Annotated in this window: 15 protein-coding genes; all 15 read right to left on the bottom strand. The window is 59.5% G+C overall.

From position 1 onward, the window contains the following. Positions 1-3: 3 nt before the first annotated feature. On the bottom strand, positions 4-1,362 hold the full coding sequence (gene fliI, locus AABM52_RS07770; RefSeq protein ID WP_150724464.1) for a flagellar protein export ATPase FliI: 1,359 nt from the start codon (positions 1,360-1,362) through the stop codon (positions 4-6). After that, complete coding sequence (gene fliH / locus AABM52_RS07765) at positions 1,352-2,149, bottom strand: flagellar assembly protein FliH (RefSeq protein WP_347911188.1); 798 nt, start codon at positions 2,147-2,149, stop codon at positions 1,352-1,354. The genes fliI and fliH overlap by 11 nt, the downstream gene beginning before the upstream one ends. A gap of 4 nt (positions 2,150-2,153) precedes the next feature. Beyond that, the gene (gene fliG, locus AABM52_RS07760; protein ID WP_007983391.1) at positions 2,154-3,173 is read right to left on the bottom strand and encodes a flagellar motor switch protein FliG; all 1,020 of its coding nucleotides are present in this window, start codon (positions 3,171-3,173) and stop codon (positions 2,154-2,156) included. Then, complete coding sequence (gene fliF / locus AABM52_RS07755; protein ID WP_347911187.1) at positions 3,166-4,953, bottom strand: flagellar basal-body MS-ring/collar protein FliF; 1,788 nt, start codon at positions 4,951-4,953, stop codon at positions 3,166-3,168. Before fliF ends, fliG begins: the two co-directional genes overlap by 8 nt. A 16-nt stretch (positions 4,954-4,969) precedes the next feature. After that, the gene (gene fliE, locus AABM52_RS07750; RefSeq protein WP_008052868.1) at positions 4,970-5,296 is read right to left on the bottom strand and encodes a flagellar hook-basal body complex protein FliE; all 327 of its coding nucleotides are present in this window, start codon (positions 5,294-5,296) and stop codon (positions 4,970-4,972) included. A 130-nt stretch (positions 5,297-5,426) separates the two neighbouring features. Further along, positions 5,427-6,812 carry a sigma-54 dependent transcriptional regulator gene (locus tag AABM52_RS07745; protein ID WP_347911186.1) on the bottom strand — a complete coding sequence of 462 codons (1,386 nt, stop codon included), beginning with the start codon at positions 6,810-6,812 and terminating at the stop codon, positions 5,427-5,429. A gap of 5 nt (positions 6,813-6,817) precedes the next feature. Then, the gene (locus AABM52_RS07740) at positions 6,818-8,011 is read right to left on the bottom strand and encodes an ATP-binding protein (protein WP_347912595.1); all 1,194 of its coding nucleotides are present in this window, start codon (positions 8,009-8,011) and stop codon (positions 6,818-6,820) included. 128 nt (positions 8,012-8,139) lie between these two features. Further along, positions 8,140-9,615 (bottom strand): sigma-54 dependent transcriptional regulator, encoded by a 1,476-nt coding sequence (locus AABM52_RS07735; protein WP_077045767.1) that lies wholly within the window; start codon positions 9,613-9,615, stop codon positions 8,140-8,142. 172 nt (positions 9,616-9,787) lie between these two features. Further along, entirely contained in the window at positions 9,788-10,084 is a 297-nt protein-coding gene (gene fliT / locus AABM52_RS07730) for a flagellar protein FliT (RefSeq protein ID WP_008052864.1), read from the bottom strand. 10 nt (positions 10,085-10,094) lie between these two features. Beyond that, positions 10,095-10,490, bottom strand: a complete 396-nt coding sequence (fliS, locus tag AABM52_RS07725) for a flagellar export chaperone FliS (RefSeq protein WP_008052862.1) — start codon at positions 10,488-10,490, stop codon at positions 10,095-10,097. A 130-nt stretch (positions 10,491-10,620) separates the two neighbouring features. Further along, positions 10,621-12,063, bottom strand: coding sequence for a flagellar filament capping protein FliD (gene fliD, locus AABM52_RS07720; RefSeq protein WP_347911183.1), 1,443 nt, complete (start codon positions 12,061-12,063; stop codon positions 10,621-10,623). An 82-nt stretch (positions 12,064-12,145) separates the two neighbouring features. Further along, positions 12,146-12,511, bottom strand: coding sequence for a flagellar protein FlaG (locus tag AABM52_RS07715; protein WP_347911182.1), 366 nt, complete (start codon positions 12,509-12,511; stop codon positions 12,146-12,148). A gap of 71 nt (positions 12,512-12,582) precedes the next feature. Continuing rightward, positions 12,583-13,428: a flagellin domain-containing protein gene (locus tag AABM52_RS07710; RefSeq protein ID WP_008052859.1), complete on the bottom strand. Its 846-nt coding sequence runs from the start codon at positions 13,426-13,428 to the stop codon at positions 12,583-12,585. Positions 13,429-13,683: 255 nt separating this feature from the next. After that, positions 13,684-13,953 carry a hypothetical protein gene (locus AABM52_RS07705; protein ID WP_347911181.1) on the bottom strand — a complete coding sequence of 90 codons (270 nt, stop codon included), beginning with the start codon at positions 13,951-13,953 and terminating at the stop codon, positions 13,684-13,686. Continuing rightward, positions 13,950-15,239, bottom strand: coding sequence for a 6-hydroxymethylpterin diphosphokinase MptE-like protein (locus tag AABM52_RS07700; protein WP_347911180.1), 1,290 nt, complete (start codon positions 15,237-15,239; stop codon positions 13,950-13,952). Before AABM52_RS07700 ends, AABM52_RS07705 begins: the two co-directional genes overlap by 4 nt. Between the last annotated feature and the right edge of the window lie 66 nt (positions 15,240-15,305).

The following is a 15,305-nucleotide window of genomic DNA, read 5'->3' as shown; positions in this document are numbered from 1 at the left end:
CGCTTAACCGCCTGCCGCGGGTGCGAAGATCGAGGCCAGATACGCCTCGCTTTCGCCCAGGCTGATGCTGTCGTTGAGGCCCTGGCGCAGGTATTTGACCAATTGCGGTTGCAGGGAAATCGCCAGGTCGGTCTCGCGATCTCCACCGGCGACATAGGCGCCGACACTGATCAGGTCGCGGCTCTGTTGATAGCGCGACCACAACTGCTTGAAATACTGCGCACGGGCCATGTGTTCCGGCGACACCACCGCCGGCATCACCCGGCTGATGGACGCTTCGATATCGATGGCCGGGTAATGTCCTTCCTCGGCCAGACGCCGGGACAGCACGATGTGCCCGTCGAGCACGCCCCGCGCCGAGTCGGCAATCGGATCCTGTTGGTCGTCGCCTTCGGACAGCACCGTGTAGAACGCGGTGATCGAACCACCGCCCTTCTCCGCGTTGCCGGCCCGCTCCACCAGTTTCGGCAGCTTGGCGAACACCGACGGCGGATAGCCCTTGGTCGCGGGCGGCTCACCGATGGCCAGGGCGATTTCCCGCTGGGCCTGGGCGAAACGGGTCAGCGAATCCATGAGCAACAGGACGTTCTTGCCCTTGTCACGGAAATATTCGGCGATGCGCGTGCAATACATCGCTGCGCGCAGTCGCATCAGCGGCGCATCGTCCGCCGGGGACGCCACCACCACCGAACGCTTGAGCCCTTCTTCACCGAGGATGTGCTCGATGAACTCTTTAACTTCGCGACCCCGCTCACCGATCAGTCCGACGACAATGATGTCGGCCTCGGTGAAGCGGGTCATCATGCCCAACAGCACGGATTTGCCGACACCGGTACCGGCGAACAGCCCGAGTCGTTGACCGCGACCGACGGTCAACATGCCGTTGATGCAACGGATACCCACGTCCAGCGGTTCGCTGATCGGTTCGCGCTTGAGCGGGTTGATGGTCGGGCCATCCATCGGCACCCAGTCTTCGGCCTTCATCCCGCCCTTGCCGTCCAGCGCACGACCGGCACCGTCCAGCACGCGCCCGAGCATGCTCATGCCCATGGGCAGGCGACCGGTATCGGACAACGGCACCACTCGGGCACCGGGGGCGATGCCGGCGACACTGCCGACCGGCATCAGAAAGACCTTGCTGCCGGAGAACCCCATGACTTCGGCTTCAACCTGCACCGGGTGATAGCTGTCGTCGTTGATGACCATGCAGCGGCTGCCCATGGCGGCGCGCAGGCCTTCGGCTTCGAGGGTCAGGCCGACCATGCGCAGCAAGCGGCCCTCAAGGATCGGCGCACCGGCCAGTTCAGTCGCCTCGGCGTAACTGCCCAGGCGCTTGGCGAAGCTGGTGCGTTCAAGGCGCATCAGATGCATCCGGCTCTGGCGCGGTCGCAGGTTTGCTGTCGATCGGTAGTTCCAGGCTCAGGTCGGGCGCGGCCGGGTGCAAGGCCTGCTCGTGCAACTGATCGAACAGTTTGTCCATCACCCGCGCGACACGGGTTTCGACCGTGGCGTCGATGCGGCTGTGCTCGGTCTCGACCCGGCAACCGCCAGGCAACAACGACTCATCCTCGACAATGCGCCAGGTTTCCTCATGACGCTCGCGCAGGGCTTTGACCTGTGCGAAGTCCTGCGGATTGATGTACAGCCGCACATTGCCCACGCCCAACGGCAAGAGCTTGAGGGCTTCGCGCATCACGTGCTCGATCTGCGTCGAGTCGATAGCCAGCTCGCGCTGGATCACTTGTTTGGTGATGTGCTGCACGAGGTCGACCAGGGACTTTTCAATCTGGGTGTCTTGTTCCGCAATAGGCTCGAACAGATGCGCCATCAATTGTTCCAGCCCCGCGATCTTGGCGGCCAGGGCCACTTCGGCTTCCTGACGGACCTTGAGCGTGGTGCTGTGGAAGCCTTCCTTCTCACCCACCGCGAAGCCTTCGTTGTAGGCCTCCTGGCGAATGCTTTCGAGCTCTTCGAGGGTCAGTGGCTGGACTTCCTCCAGCGGCACTTCCTCCATTTCCGGCGGTTCGGGTTCAGGCGTTGGTTCCGGCTCGGGTTCCGGCGGGTCGAAGCTGGGCAGCGCCCAGGACTCGAAACCACTGACATCCCTGGCCCGGATCAGGTCAGTGGGTGCATCATCATTCTTGACCATGGTGTTAGATCATTTCCTCGCCGCCCTTGCCGCCGAGAACGATTTCTCCGGCTTCGGCCATACGGCGGGCGATGGTGAGGATTTCCTTCTGCGCGGTTTCCACGTCGCTGACGCGCACCGGGCCCTTGGCTTCCAGGTCGTCGCGCAACAGCTCGGCCGCACGCTTGGACATGTTCTTGAAGATCTTCTCCTTGACGCCTTCGTCCGACCCCTTGAGGGCCAGCACCAGCACATCGGAGGACACTTCGCGCAGCAGCGCCTGGATCCCGCGGTCGTCGACATCGGCCAGGTTGTTGAACACGAACATGAGGTCTTCGATCTGACCGGACAGGTCTTCGTCGACTTCGCGGATCGAGTCCATGAGCTGGCCTTCGATGGAGCTGTCGAGGAAGTTCATGATGTCCGCCGCGCGCTTGATGCCACCCAGGGTGGTGCGCGAGGCATTCGAGTTGCCGGAGAACTGCTTCTCGAGAATCTGGTTGAGCTCTTTCAGGGCCGCTGGCTGTACGGTGTTCAGCGAGGACACCCGCAGGATGATGTCCAGCCGAACCTTGTGGTCGAAGTTGCCGAGCACTTCACCGGCCTGGTCCGGATCGAGATACGCCACTACGATCGCCTGGATCTGCGGGTGCTCGTAACGGATCACGTCGGCGACGGCGCGCGGCTCCATCCACTTCAGGCTGTCGAGGCCGCTGGTGTTGCCACCGAGCAGGATGCGGTCGATCAGGCCGTTGGCCTTGTCTTCGCCCAGGGCCTGGGTGAGCATCTTGCGCACATAGTCGTCGGAGCCGACGCCCAGGCTGGTCTGGTCGCCGACGATATCGACGAACTCGCTCATCACCTGCTCGACTTGCTCACGGTGCACATTACCCATCTGGGCCATGGCCACACCCACGCGCTGAACCTCTTTGGGGCCCATGTGGCGCAGCACCTGGGCAGCGTCGGTGGAGCCCAGGGACAGCAACAGGATTGCGGCTTTGTCGACCTTGGACAGTTTGGCGGCAACGGCTCGGTTATCACTCATCTGCGTTAATCCACTCTTTCACGACCTGGGCCACACGACCCGGGTCTTCTGCCACCAGACTCTTGATTGCGTTCAACTGAGCGTCATAGCCTTCGCTCGGGCTCGGCAGCAGGATGCTGGTCGGGCCACCGAGGCTGACACGGTCGTTGGCCAACTCGCCATCCAGACCGCCCATGCCACCCAACTCGACGTCGCTGCCGATACCGGCCAGCTGCTTGCCCTTGCCACCACCGGTGATGTTGTTGAGCACCGGACGCAGCACACCGAACACCAGCACCAGAATGAACAGCACGCCCAGCACTTGCTTGACGATGTCCCAGAACCACGGCTGGGAGTAGAACGGAGTTTCGGCAATCACTTCACCGCGCTCGGCGGAGAACGGCATGTTGATCACGCTGACGCTGTCACCACGACTGGCATCGAAGCCGACCGCGTCCTGCACCAGGCGAGTGAAGCGCGCCAATTGATCGGCGCTCCATGGCGCGCGGGTGGTTTCACCGTTGGCCGGGTTGATCATGACCTGATCGTCGACGACGACCGACACCGACAGGCGATTCAACCGGCCCTGCTGCTGCTTGGTATGGCTGATGGAGCGGTCGAGCTCGAAGTTCTTGGTCGATTGTTGACGCTTGTCCGCCGGGTACGGTGCGAGCATCGGCTGACCGGTGGCCGGGTCCATGATCTGCTGGCCATTGGCATCAACCAGCGGCTGGCCCGGCTGCACCATGCCGGCTGCCCCCGGAGTGCCGCCGGTGGTCTGCGGCGCGGAGGCCGGCGCTGGAGGCTGGTTGCTCAAGGCACCCGGCACGCCTTGCGGGCCATTGCTGGCGGTACGCTGTTCGTTGACCGACTGCTCGCTGCGCAACGCCGGTTGATCCGGGTTGAATTGCTCGGAAGTCGATTCGACCGCACTGAAATCCACATCGGCCGAGACTTCGGCCTTGTAACGGTCGTTGCCCAGCACCGGCTGCAGAATATTGTGCACACGCTGGGTGAGCATGCTTTCCATGCGACGGCTGTAGTCGAACTGCTTGCCGGCCATGGTCAGTTCGGAGTTTTCCGCCTGATCGGAGAGCAGGTTGCCCTTCTGGTCGACCACGGTGATCTGCGACTTGCTGAGTTCGGGAACGCTGGTCGCCACCAGGTTGATGATGGCCACGACCTGGCCGGGTTCGAGGGAGCGACCGGAATAGAGTTCAACCAGAACCGAAGCGCTTGGCTTGCGCTCGTCGCGCACGAACACCGAACTTTTCGGGATCGCCAAGTGCACACGGGCACCCTTGACGTTGTTCAGGCTGGAAATGGTGCGGGCCAGTTCGCCTTCGAGGCCGCGACGATAGCGGGTCGCTTCCATGAACTGGCTGGTGCCCAGTCCCTGTTCCTTGTCGAGGATTTCAAAACCGATGTTGCCGTCGCTGGGAGTGACACCAGCGGCCGCGAGCTTGAGGCGCGCACGGGACAGGTCATCGGCCTTGACCAGCAAGGCACCGGAATTGGGTTCGACGGTGTACGGGATATCGGCGGAGGCCAGGGTTTCCATGACCTGCTTGGCGTCCATGCCGGCAAGGCTGCCGTACAGAGGCCGGTAGTCCGGTTGCTGGGACCACAACACCACGGCAAAACCAATCGCCACGCTCGCCGCCAGGCCGACCAACAGGCCCACCTGACGCAACATGGTCATCTCGGAGAGGTTTTCCAGGAAGGACAACCCGAACAGCGGCGGTTTGCCGTCTATTGGAGTGGCCTTGGCCGGAACGTTATCGGCGACTGCTTCTGCCATGACTCAATCTCGTCCTTTAAACCGGCATCTGCATGATGTCTTGGTAGGCCTGAACCACTTTGTTGCGCACTTGGGTCAACGCCTGGAACGACACGCTGGCCTTCTGCGAAGAAATCATCACATCGGTCAGGTCGACACCGCTTTTGCCGATTTCGAACGCACTGGCCAACTGCGTGGAAGCCTGCTGGGTGTCGTTCACTTTATTGATGGCCTGACCGAACATGTCGGAAAAGCTGCTGCCCGTCATTTCAGGGACGGCAGTCGATTTCGGCGCAGACATGGCATCCATTTGCATGGCACGCATATCCAGCATCAACCGATTGAATTCAATACCTTGGCTCATGGTCTCTCTCTTTGGCGACCCGCAATTTTTTGACACTCACTCGGCGGGTAGTGAGGTGTTAGCAACAAGGGTGCCAGCTCCATGGCCACTCTGAACAAAAGCCCTTCCCGAGCCTTGCGTCGTCAACAAATCAGGTCGCGAACAAAAAGGCTTCCACATCCATGCCGGCATCGCGCATCTGCGCCAGCTTGTAGCGCAGGGTTCGCGGGCTGATACCCAGGCGCTCGGCCGCCTCTTTGCGACGACCGCGCTCGGCGCGCAAGGTATCGATGATCATCTGGAATTCACGGCGACGCAGGTCATCGCCCAGCGCACCGGCCGGCTCGGACTCGACTTCCACAGGACGCACCGGCGCCTGCGCCAACGCAGGCAGTGGCGCACAAGCCACCGGTCCGGTCAGGCAGAAATCCTGCGGCTGGATCACGCCACCCTGCTGCAGTATCAGCGCACGCTGAATCGCGTTGTCCAGTTCACGCACATTGCCCGGCCACGGATAACCGATCAGACACGCCTGGGCCTCGGGGGACAATCTGGCTGCCGCATGCTTCATTTTATTGACGTGCCTGGCCAGCAGGCGCTCGGCCAACGGCAGGATGTCGGCGGTACGCTCGCGCAACGGGCGCCAGGCCAGGGGAAACACCGACAGGCGATAGTAAAGATCTTCGCGGAAGCGCCCCGCCGCCACCTCACCCGCCAGATCTCGATTGGTGGTGGCGACCACACGAATATCCAGGGTGATCGGCTTGCGCGCCCCAACCCTTTCGACCTCGCGCTCTTGCAACACACGCAGCAGTTTGGCCTGGAGCCCCAGGGGCATTTCGGAAATTTCGTCGAGCAGGATGGTGCCGCCGTCGGCCTGTTCGAACTTGCCGGCCTGCGCGGCTATGGCGCCGGTGAAGGAGCCCTTCTCGTGCCCGAACAAGGTCGCTTCGAGCATGTTGTCCGGGATCGCTGCGCAATTAATCGCAATGAACGGCTGGCTGGCGCGATGAGAATGCTGGTGGATGTATCGCGCCAGCACTTCCTTGCCCGTGCCCGACTCGCCCGAGATCAACACCGTGGAATCACTGCGTGCGACCCGCGCCGCCAATTCGAGCAACTGCGCGCTCGCTGGCTCGAATGCTATCGGCCCTTCGCCCTCGGCCTGGCCGAGACTGCCCAGGGCATGACGCCCTACCAGATCGAGCAACGCCTTGGGCTCGAATGGCTTGACCAGGTAGTCCGCCGCACCTTGGCGCATCGCATCGACCGCACGCTCGACCGCACCGTGAGCCGTCATCAGCAACACCGGCAACTGCGGCTGCCGCGCTCGCAGCATACCCAGCAACTGATGGCCGTCCATGCCCGGCATGTTGACGTCGCTGATCACCAGGCTGAAGGCCTCGCCGTCGACGGCAAGCAACGCTTCCTCTGCCGAACCCACCGCCTTGTAATCGTGCCCCGCGAGCAACAGCGTATCGGCCAGCGCCTCGCGCAACGCGCGGTCGTCCTCGACCAGCAGAACCTTGATACCCATCTGTTTCACTCCGCTCCTTGAGCGCTGCTGAACAACGGCAGGGTCACCTGCGCGCAGGTGCCGCGACCGAGCCGCGAACGCAACTGCAATTCTCCCTGATGAGCACGCGCCACTGCCTTGACCACGGTCAGGCCAAGACCAGTGCCGGTAGTCTTGGTGGTGAAAAAGGGCTCACCCAATCGCGCCAGAACGGCGGCATCGATACCGCAGCCACTGTCGCTGACGCACAGGCGCAAGTTATTGCCGCGAGTGTAGAGATGAATCTTGAGGCGCAATTGGCCGGCACTGGCCTGAATGGCGTTCTCGATCAGATTGAGGATCGCACCGACCAGGGTGTCGCGATTGCACAGCAACTCCCCCGAGTGACTGTCGCACTGCCAGCGGATCGGCAAATCCTGTACATGGGTCAGCGCCGCCGCTTGCAAAGATTGCATCAATTGGCCTGGCGTCACGCGGTCGGTCAGCGGCAATTCGCCCCGGGCGAAGACCAGCATGTCGCGCACCTGGTGCTCCAATTCGTGCAGGCGCTCCTTGAGGCGGCCGGCGAAGCGCTGCTGAGTAGCGACCGGCAGCTCTTGCTCGGTCAAATGACTGGCATACAGCAACGCGGCGGACAACGGCGTACGTATCTGATGCGCCAACGAAGCGACCATGCGCCCCAGCGACGACAGGCGTTCATGACGGGCCAGTTGATCCTGCAGATGGCGGGTTTCGGTCAGATCGTTGAGCAACACTAACTGACCAGGCTCGGCGTCCAGCGAGCGCGTGGCGATCGACAGGCGCCGACCATCCTTGAGGGAAACTTCATGGCCATCGTCTTCGCGCGGTGCAAAACAGCGGGCAATGACGTGGCGCCACAACTCACCCTCCAGCGGCAGCCCCAGCAACTCGCACGCCGCCGGATTGGCTTCGCGCACGATGCCTTGGGCGTCGATGACGATGACTCCGCCGGGTAACAGATCGAGGAGGTTTTGCAGGCGGTTGGCCAGGCGTTCTTTTTCCGCGAGCTCCTGCATGCGTTGGGCGCTGACCACGGCCAATTCACCCTTGAGCTCGGTCACCCGGGCTTCAAGCATGCTGTAGGAGTCGGTCAACTGACTGGACATCTGATTGAACAGCGCGAATGCCTGCTCAAGGCCAAGCCGGCTCGCCTGCTCTACGGACGACGGTTGCCGCGAAGCATCAGGGACAGGAGACATCTGGGCGGCTTGGGGCATCGTGCTCTCTCGCTTGGCTGACCGTCAGTTAAACGGAACGTTGCGAGGGACGTAGCAATACCCGTGCCTAAAAAAAACTGCTTATAAATGAATGGATTGGAAAACAGGCGTCAATCATCCGCCTGTTCGTCTCCATCACGACGGCTCATGCCGTACTTGCGCATCTTTTCCACCAGCGTGGTACGACGGATGCGCAGGCGCTCGGCCGCGCGCGCCACAATGCCGTTGGCATCATCCAGCGCCTGCTGAATCAAGCCTTGCTCCAGACCACCGAGGTAGTCCTTCAGGTCCAGGCCCTCCGGAGGCAACATGGCGTTGGCCGTGAAGTCCGGCGTATGACCGTTGATGGCCACACGCTCTTCCAGATCACTGCGCAGGCTGTCCACCATCTGCTCGTCTTCATCGTCGACGTAGCGGAATTTCTTCGGCAACTCGACCACGCCGATCACGCCGTATGGATGCATGATCGCCATGCGCTCCACCAGGTTGGCCAGTTCACGGACGTTGCCCGGCCAGCCATGCCGGCACAGCGACATGATCGCCGCCGAGTTGAACCGGATCGAACCGCGCTTCTCGTGCTCCATGCGCGAGATCAGTTCGTTCATCAGCAGCGGAATGTCTTCGACGCGCTCACGCAGCGGCGCCATCTCGATCGGGAACACATTCAGGCGGTAGTACAAGTCTTCGCGGAAGGTGCCGATCTCGATCATGCTTTCGAGATTTTTGTGGGTCGCCGCAATGATGCGCACGTCGACGCTCTGGGTCTTGTTGCTGCCCACGCGCTCGAAGGTGCGCTCCTGCAACACGCGCAGCAACTTGACCTGCATCGGCAGCGGCATGTCGCCGATTTCATCGAGGAACAGGGTGCCGCCGTTGGCCAGTTCGAATCGACCGGCGCGGCTGGTGATCGCCCCGGTGAAGGCGCCCTTCTCATGACCGAACAATTCGCTTTCCAGCAGCTCGGCCGGGATCGCCCCGCAGTTGACCGGCACGAACGGCGCTTCGCGGCGCTTGGAATGGTAATGCAGGTTGCGCGCAACCACTTCCTTGCCGGTGCCGGACTCACCGAGGATCAGCACGCTGGCATCGGTATCGGCGACTTGCTGCATCATCTGGCGGACGTGTTGAATCGCCCGACTGGTGCCGACAAGACTGCGGAAAAGATTGGGTTCGCGATGACGACCGCGCTCGCGGGCCTGGTCGTACATCTCGCGATAGACCTGGGCACGGTGCAGCGAATCGAGCAATTTGCTGTAGCTGGGCGGCATTTCGAGGGTCGAAAGCACTCGCCGACGCTGGTCTTCCGGCAGGTCAATGGAAGAATTATCGCCCATTAACAAAACCGGAAGGAACTCATCCCATGTCGAGAGTGTCTTAAGCAAGCCCAGAAGTGCACCAGGAGCGTTGACCGTCCCGATGAGGACACAGATCACTTCACGACTTGACGACAAAGAGCCGACAGCCTGCTGCCAGTCATGGCTACCGCAGGGTAAATTTTCTTCGCCGAGAAAATTTAAAATCACCGCCAGGTCGCGGCGACGGACGCTATCGTCATCAATCAGCAGAATTTTGGTTTCACGCCACATGCAATAGCAACTTCCCTAGTCAACTCGATGCCCAAAATGCTGGGGCAAGCTAAACGCTTGCAGGCACAAATATGCCTGAAGACGACTGAAATCTGGAACAGCCACTAGTTAAGTCAAAAAACCGTGCACAGTCAAATTTATGGCGCACTATATCTGGATTAACTGGCGTCAATTAACCAAACAGATGGTAAACCTTTGCCGCGTTTTGTGCTTGGGTGATCTGCGACATCTCATCGACTATCGCCTGCCGCTCTCCCGTTGCCGCCTCAAGCAGCTGCTTGTAGACCCCCAGCAACTCTTCAAGATTATCGCGCAACGCCGCCTCGTCCACCGAAGGTTCACTCAAGACGTCTTCCATGCAGGAACGGCAAGCCTGGTCCAACTCCCCGATGGCTTCCCAGTTACGCTCGGCCAGAGCGCCTACAAGACCTTCTCGGGTTTGTTCGATTCGCTGCAATACAAGACTCATGGTGATCTCCTTAAAACTGAGGGCCTGGCGTGCCGATGGCATCCCAGCCGTCCTTGACCGTGCTCAGCAGGTCAGCGACTTCATCGAGGATCTTTGGATCGGTATTGACGTTGGCTTGCGCCAGACGCTTCATCATGTAAGCGTAGAGACTGTCCAGTTCGCCCACCGACTCAGCCTTGTTATCCAGATCCAGACCTTCACGCAGACCACCGATAATGCCGATAGCCTTGCTGATGAACACACCCTTGTTCGGGATGTCTTTGCGTTCGATCGCACCTTTGGCCTGGGCAATTCGATCCAGGCCTCCCTCCATCAGCATTTGCACCAGACGATGAGGGCTGGCTTCGGAAGTCTGGGCCTGAGCGCCAATCTTCTGGTATTGGCGAAGGGCTAACATTGGATTCATGTTGTACCTCATCTGAAATCTTTGGTTCGTATAACCAGCATATCGACGACGCGTCAAAAAACTTTAGATGCAAATGCAAAAAGCCCGGAACGCCGAAAACGTCGCCGGGCTTTTGGCGTTTACAGCGCTATCAGCTGTTCCTCTGCTGTGCCGAGATTGCCTCGAACATCGAAGTAATGTTGCTGGCAGTGGCCTTCAGCTTTCCGACCAGAGTGTCCATGTCGTTGTACTTTTTGGTCAACACGGCAGTCAGCGTTTCAACCCGACGATCCAGAGCTACCTGCTGGTTGGACAGATTGGTCTTGGCCTTGGCCAGGTTGGTCGAGCGCGCATCCAGGATGCCGTCCTTGCCGGTAACGGTATAAGGTGTGATGGCATCGTTCATACGATCCAGCAAGCCTTTGGAGGCAGCACCGGTTGCTGCCGGGTCGCCCAGGAACAGCTTCTGAACCTCACCACCGAGCTGCTGCGTACCCATCGCGGTTGTAAACTTGGTACTGTCGAAATCCAGCGCACCGGTCTTCTGGTTGGTGGTAATACCCAACTGCGACAGAACCGTGAGTTTGTCACCCGCACCCGTCGTGGCCAGCGGCTCACGAATCGACGCCAGAATACCGCGCGCCAGAGGATCACCGGTCAACGCTGCCGCAACGGTCGGTTTGCCGTCGTCATCCAGAGTTGGCTTGGTCAAGGCATTCACGCTGGTCACGACCTGGTTGTAAGCGTCTACGAACGTCTGAATGGATTTTTTCAAGCCATCGTTGTTCGGACCAACCGTTACCGTTGTGGTTGCATTACCACCGGCGACCAGATTAAGGGTCAAGCCGGAGATCGCCTTATCAACCGTGTTGCTCTTGCTGGTCAGCGCGAGACCATCCACGCTGAAGCTCGCATCCATCGCGAACTCACCGATGGCACCGGCCGAGGCCCCCGTCGGCGGTGTGTCCATTTTCTGGCCGGCTGTAATTTCCAGGCCTGCAATACCACTGAGGGTGATATCGGAACCGGCACCGGTCGTCGTCGACCCCATCACCAGACGCGAACCGAACTGGTCGGTCACGATGTTGGCGCTGAAGCCGTTGGCGCCCTGCTGGGTGTTGATCGCATCACGCACTGATTGCAACGTTGCGCCCGCCGGAATGGTCACGGGACTGCTGACGCCATTTTGCGTGATATTCAGCGTACCTGCAGGAATAGGGCTGGTTGCACCACCAGCAAAAGCGGCAGTCGCCACTTTGGAAGAGGTCGCAAGGTTGGTGACCTTGATCGAATACGTACCGTTGACGGCCGTATTGCTGGCTACCGCTGTCAGCACTTTTGGATCGGCGGACGTCGCAGTGAAACCCAGGAATTGCGTGTTTTTGGTATCGCCCAGATTCTTGATCGCAGTCTGAAAGTTCGCCAGGACACTTTTGAGACTACCAACCGCGGATATCTGCGAAGTGTTGATAGTCGTCTGACGAGTGATCTGATTCTGTTTGGCGGCCTTATCTGCATCCACCAATGCTTTGACGATGGCGGTGGTATCGAGGCCGGAGCCTAAACCCAGACCCGGTAGAATTGGACTTGCCATGTGGAGCTCCCTTCAGTGTGTCGCCGGCCTTTTGACCACGACAACGCCCAAAAGAACATAGCAACAAAATTCGTGCCAGCTGTCAGGCTTTTGCGCTGAACAACAGGCTGCTTGCATCATTCAAACTGTTTGCCAGTTTCAGGACTTCTTCGTTGGGGATCTGGCGGACCACCTCACCGGAGTCGCCGGCAATCACTTTGACCACTACTTTGCCTGAGGGCTCATCAATCGAAAACTCCAGGTTACGCTTGACCGACTGTACGAACTTTTCGATTTCCTCAACGGCCATCTTCAGTTTTTCCTGTTCGGTTTTTGCGCTTTTACTTTCTTCCTTGACGGCTACCACTTGCGCAGTTTCCGCTCGAGGCTTCTCCGCTGGCTTGTCGGCAACAGTCGTCGCCTGCTGTGCCGCAGGATAAGACAAGTTCAGCTTGACGCTCATATCCATGTCCATCACCTCTCAAAGTGAAAAAGCGAGAGAGCACGCAAGCGCACTCCCCCGCCAAAACTCATCGGCTATTACTGAAGCAGTTTCAGTACAGCGGATGGCAGTTGGTTGGCCTGAGCCAGAACTGCGGTGGAAGCTTGTTGCAGAGTTTGTTGCTTGGTCAGCTGTGCAGTTTCAGCAGCGAAGTCGGTATCTTGTACGCGGCTCAGTGCAGCACTGGCGTTTTCGTTGATGTTCTGCAGGTTGGAGATGGTGGTGGAGAAACGGTTCTGAGCAGCACCCAGGTCAGCGCGAGTGGCGTTGATGTTTGCCAGGGCAGCATCGATCGCCGAGATCGAAGCGTCAACGTTGGTGTGGTTGGTAGCGTTGTCCACACCGGAGATGACCAGACCGGTCATGCCCAGGGCGCTGGCGTCGAAGCTGGTCGACAGGGTCAGAGTGATCTGGTTGTCGGAAGTTGTGTTCGAACCTACCTGGAACTCCATCGCACCAGCAGTACCGTCGATCAGAGCCTTACCGTTCAGGTTGGTCGATTGAGCAATACGGGTCAGTTCAGCAACGGACTGTTGGAATTCTTTGTCCAGAGCGGTACGGTCAGCAGTACCGTTCGAGTCGTTTCGCGATTGCAGCGAGATTTCACGCATACGTTGCAGAATGTTGCTCGACTCTTGCAGAGCGCCTTCAGCGGTCTGAGCGATCGAAACACCGTCGTTGGCGTTTTTGATAGCCATGGTCTGACCACGGATTTGCGAAGTCATGCGGGTAGCGATCTGCAGGCCAGCGGCGTCGTCTTTAGCGCTGTTGATTTTCAGGCCGGAGGACAGACGGGACATCGAGGTCGACAGTGCGTCGGACGCACGGTTCAGGTTCTTCTGAACACCCAGGGAAGTAGTGTTGGTGTTTACTGTTAAAGCCATGACGAATTCCTCGTTGGTTGGGTACTACGGCTTCCGGCCCTGGCAACCGCCCGGTATGGCCTAGAGAACCTTCGTAATAGTTATCGTCGCCAACGCAGGTTGCTTTAGCAGAATTTCAAAAATTTTTGCCATCAGGTGGCCACCCCCCCGTAAATCAAGGTCTTGGCGACCGCCCAACAGCGAATAAATGGCGTCAGGAATTCGCCACTCACTCAGAACAATGCCCCCCTGTCAGCCGCGACAGAGCAACATTGTTCAAATGGACAGATTGTCAGTCACCACCTGTACCAGCTCGTATTCCAGATAGTCGGCCAACGCCAACCAATTCTGGGTTTCCTGGCATTGCAGCATCTGAGCAAGCACCTGCAACCACTGCTGCTGACTTTGCTGCGATGCCTTATCGAATGACGGCTGTATATCAGTCACCAGATCAATCATCACCACCCCGGCCTCCACGTCCCGCCCCAGGCGAAACAGGACGGCGCACTCGCGCGCCCTGACAACAAACGAATCGCACACACTCATACTGCCCACTCCGGGTCAAACGCCGTTCCGGCAATCATCGCTCCTGCCCGGCTGGTGTTATAGAAACGCACCTGCGGATGCCTGGCGATGTAGCGCTCCAGCTCGCACAGATAACTGCGAAAGTTGAGCTGGGTCTTGATTCGTTGCCCATGGCCATCGAGCACCCAGTGCCTGGCTGCGACCAGTTGCGGCCCCAGATCACCGTCGCCCCAACCGGCATGGGTCTTGTCGCCAGGAAAAGCAAAGTCGGCGCCGAACAGAGTGATCTGCGTCGCGCCCATTTTCACCGCCAGATCCACCGCCGGATGAATCACACTGCCACCGACATACAGTTCGCCGCGAGGCAGTTGCTGGCGAATCACTTGATAGATCGGACTGGCCGAATAAGCGGCGTAGCGCACTCCTTGCCAGTCCTCGAGCACGTGCGGATCGACCATGGGCATATAGGCCAGCGCTATTGAAGCAGTGTCCGTCGGTGGCAGATGGCGGGCCGAAATGCGCTGATCGATGGTGACCACAAAGTCTGGACGAATGCCGTGTTCCAGCAAGGGGCGATACGCCGTATCGACACAAATGAACAACGGCCGCCCGGCTTGCTCGCGAATGGCTCTCAGGCGCTCGAAGTGCAGCTCCAGACTCGGCCCCGTGGCAATCACGAAAACATCGCGCCCGGTCTGCGAACCAAAAAGTTCAGCCACATCGCCATCGCCCTGCAGCAGTGTCTTGCTGGCTTGCAAGCGCTCGATGACTTCCGGCGATTGCGGGTCGAACTCGCGATTATTGAAGGTCAGGTGGGTTTCGCTGATCAGCCGATCACGGATCTTGGCGTTGTAGTCATCGGCCAATACCAACTCCGAGGGCAACGCAAAAAACGGCAGGCAGATTTCCGCAAGATCGCCGGCGTAATGCAATTCGATGCGAGGATCATTGAGCCACGGCTGTTGATCGAGCAACTGCAGAACCAACGCAAACACCGCACCGTTGAGCAGATGCACGTGCAATTGCTTGAGCTGCGGACGCATCAACAGTTCCAGCTGCAGATCACCCAGCCCGGTGCCGTAGACGTGCAGCACCAGACTCTCCGTCAGGCTCGCCGCCTGGATTTGCGCCTCGCGCGTCCGGTCATGGCAGCTGGTCAGTTGAATGCCGTTGATGCTCAACGTCGAACCCAGCCCTTCCACCAGATCAGCCTGCAGCGATGACGTATCCTCCGCCAACAGACGGGCAGCCACCAGAGGCCAGCGACGCTGGATAACCTCGGCATTCGATTGAAAAAACTCGCTCATGGCGCCTCGTAAAAATTCGGGCAAAAAAATAGCGCTCAAGGTTACACCTTGAGCGCTTTTTTGTGC

The sequence above is a fragment of the Pseudomonas grandcourensis genome (genome assembly GCF_039909015.1).
Classification (GTDB): Bacteria; Pseudomonadota; Gammaproteobacteria; order Pseudomonadales; family Pseudomonadaceae; genus Aquipseudomonas; species Aquipseudomonas grandcourensis.
Note: the sequence above shows the minus strand (reverse complement) of the source record. Positions and strands in the feature narration are given on the sequence as shown.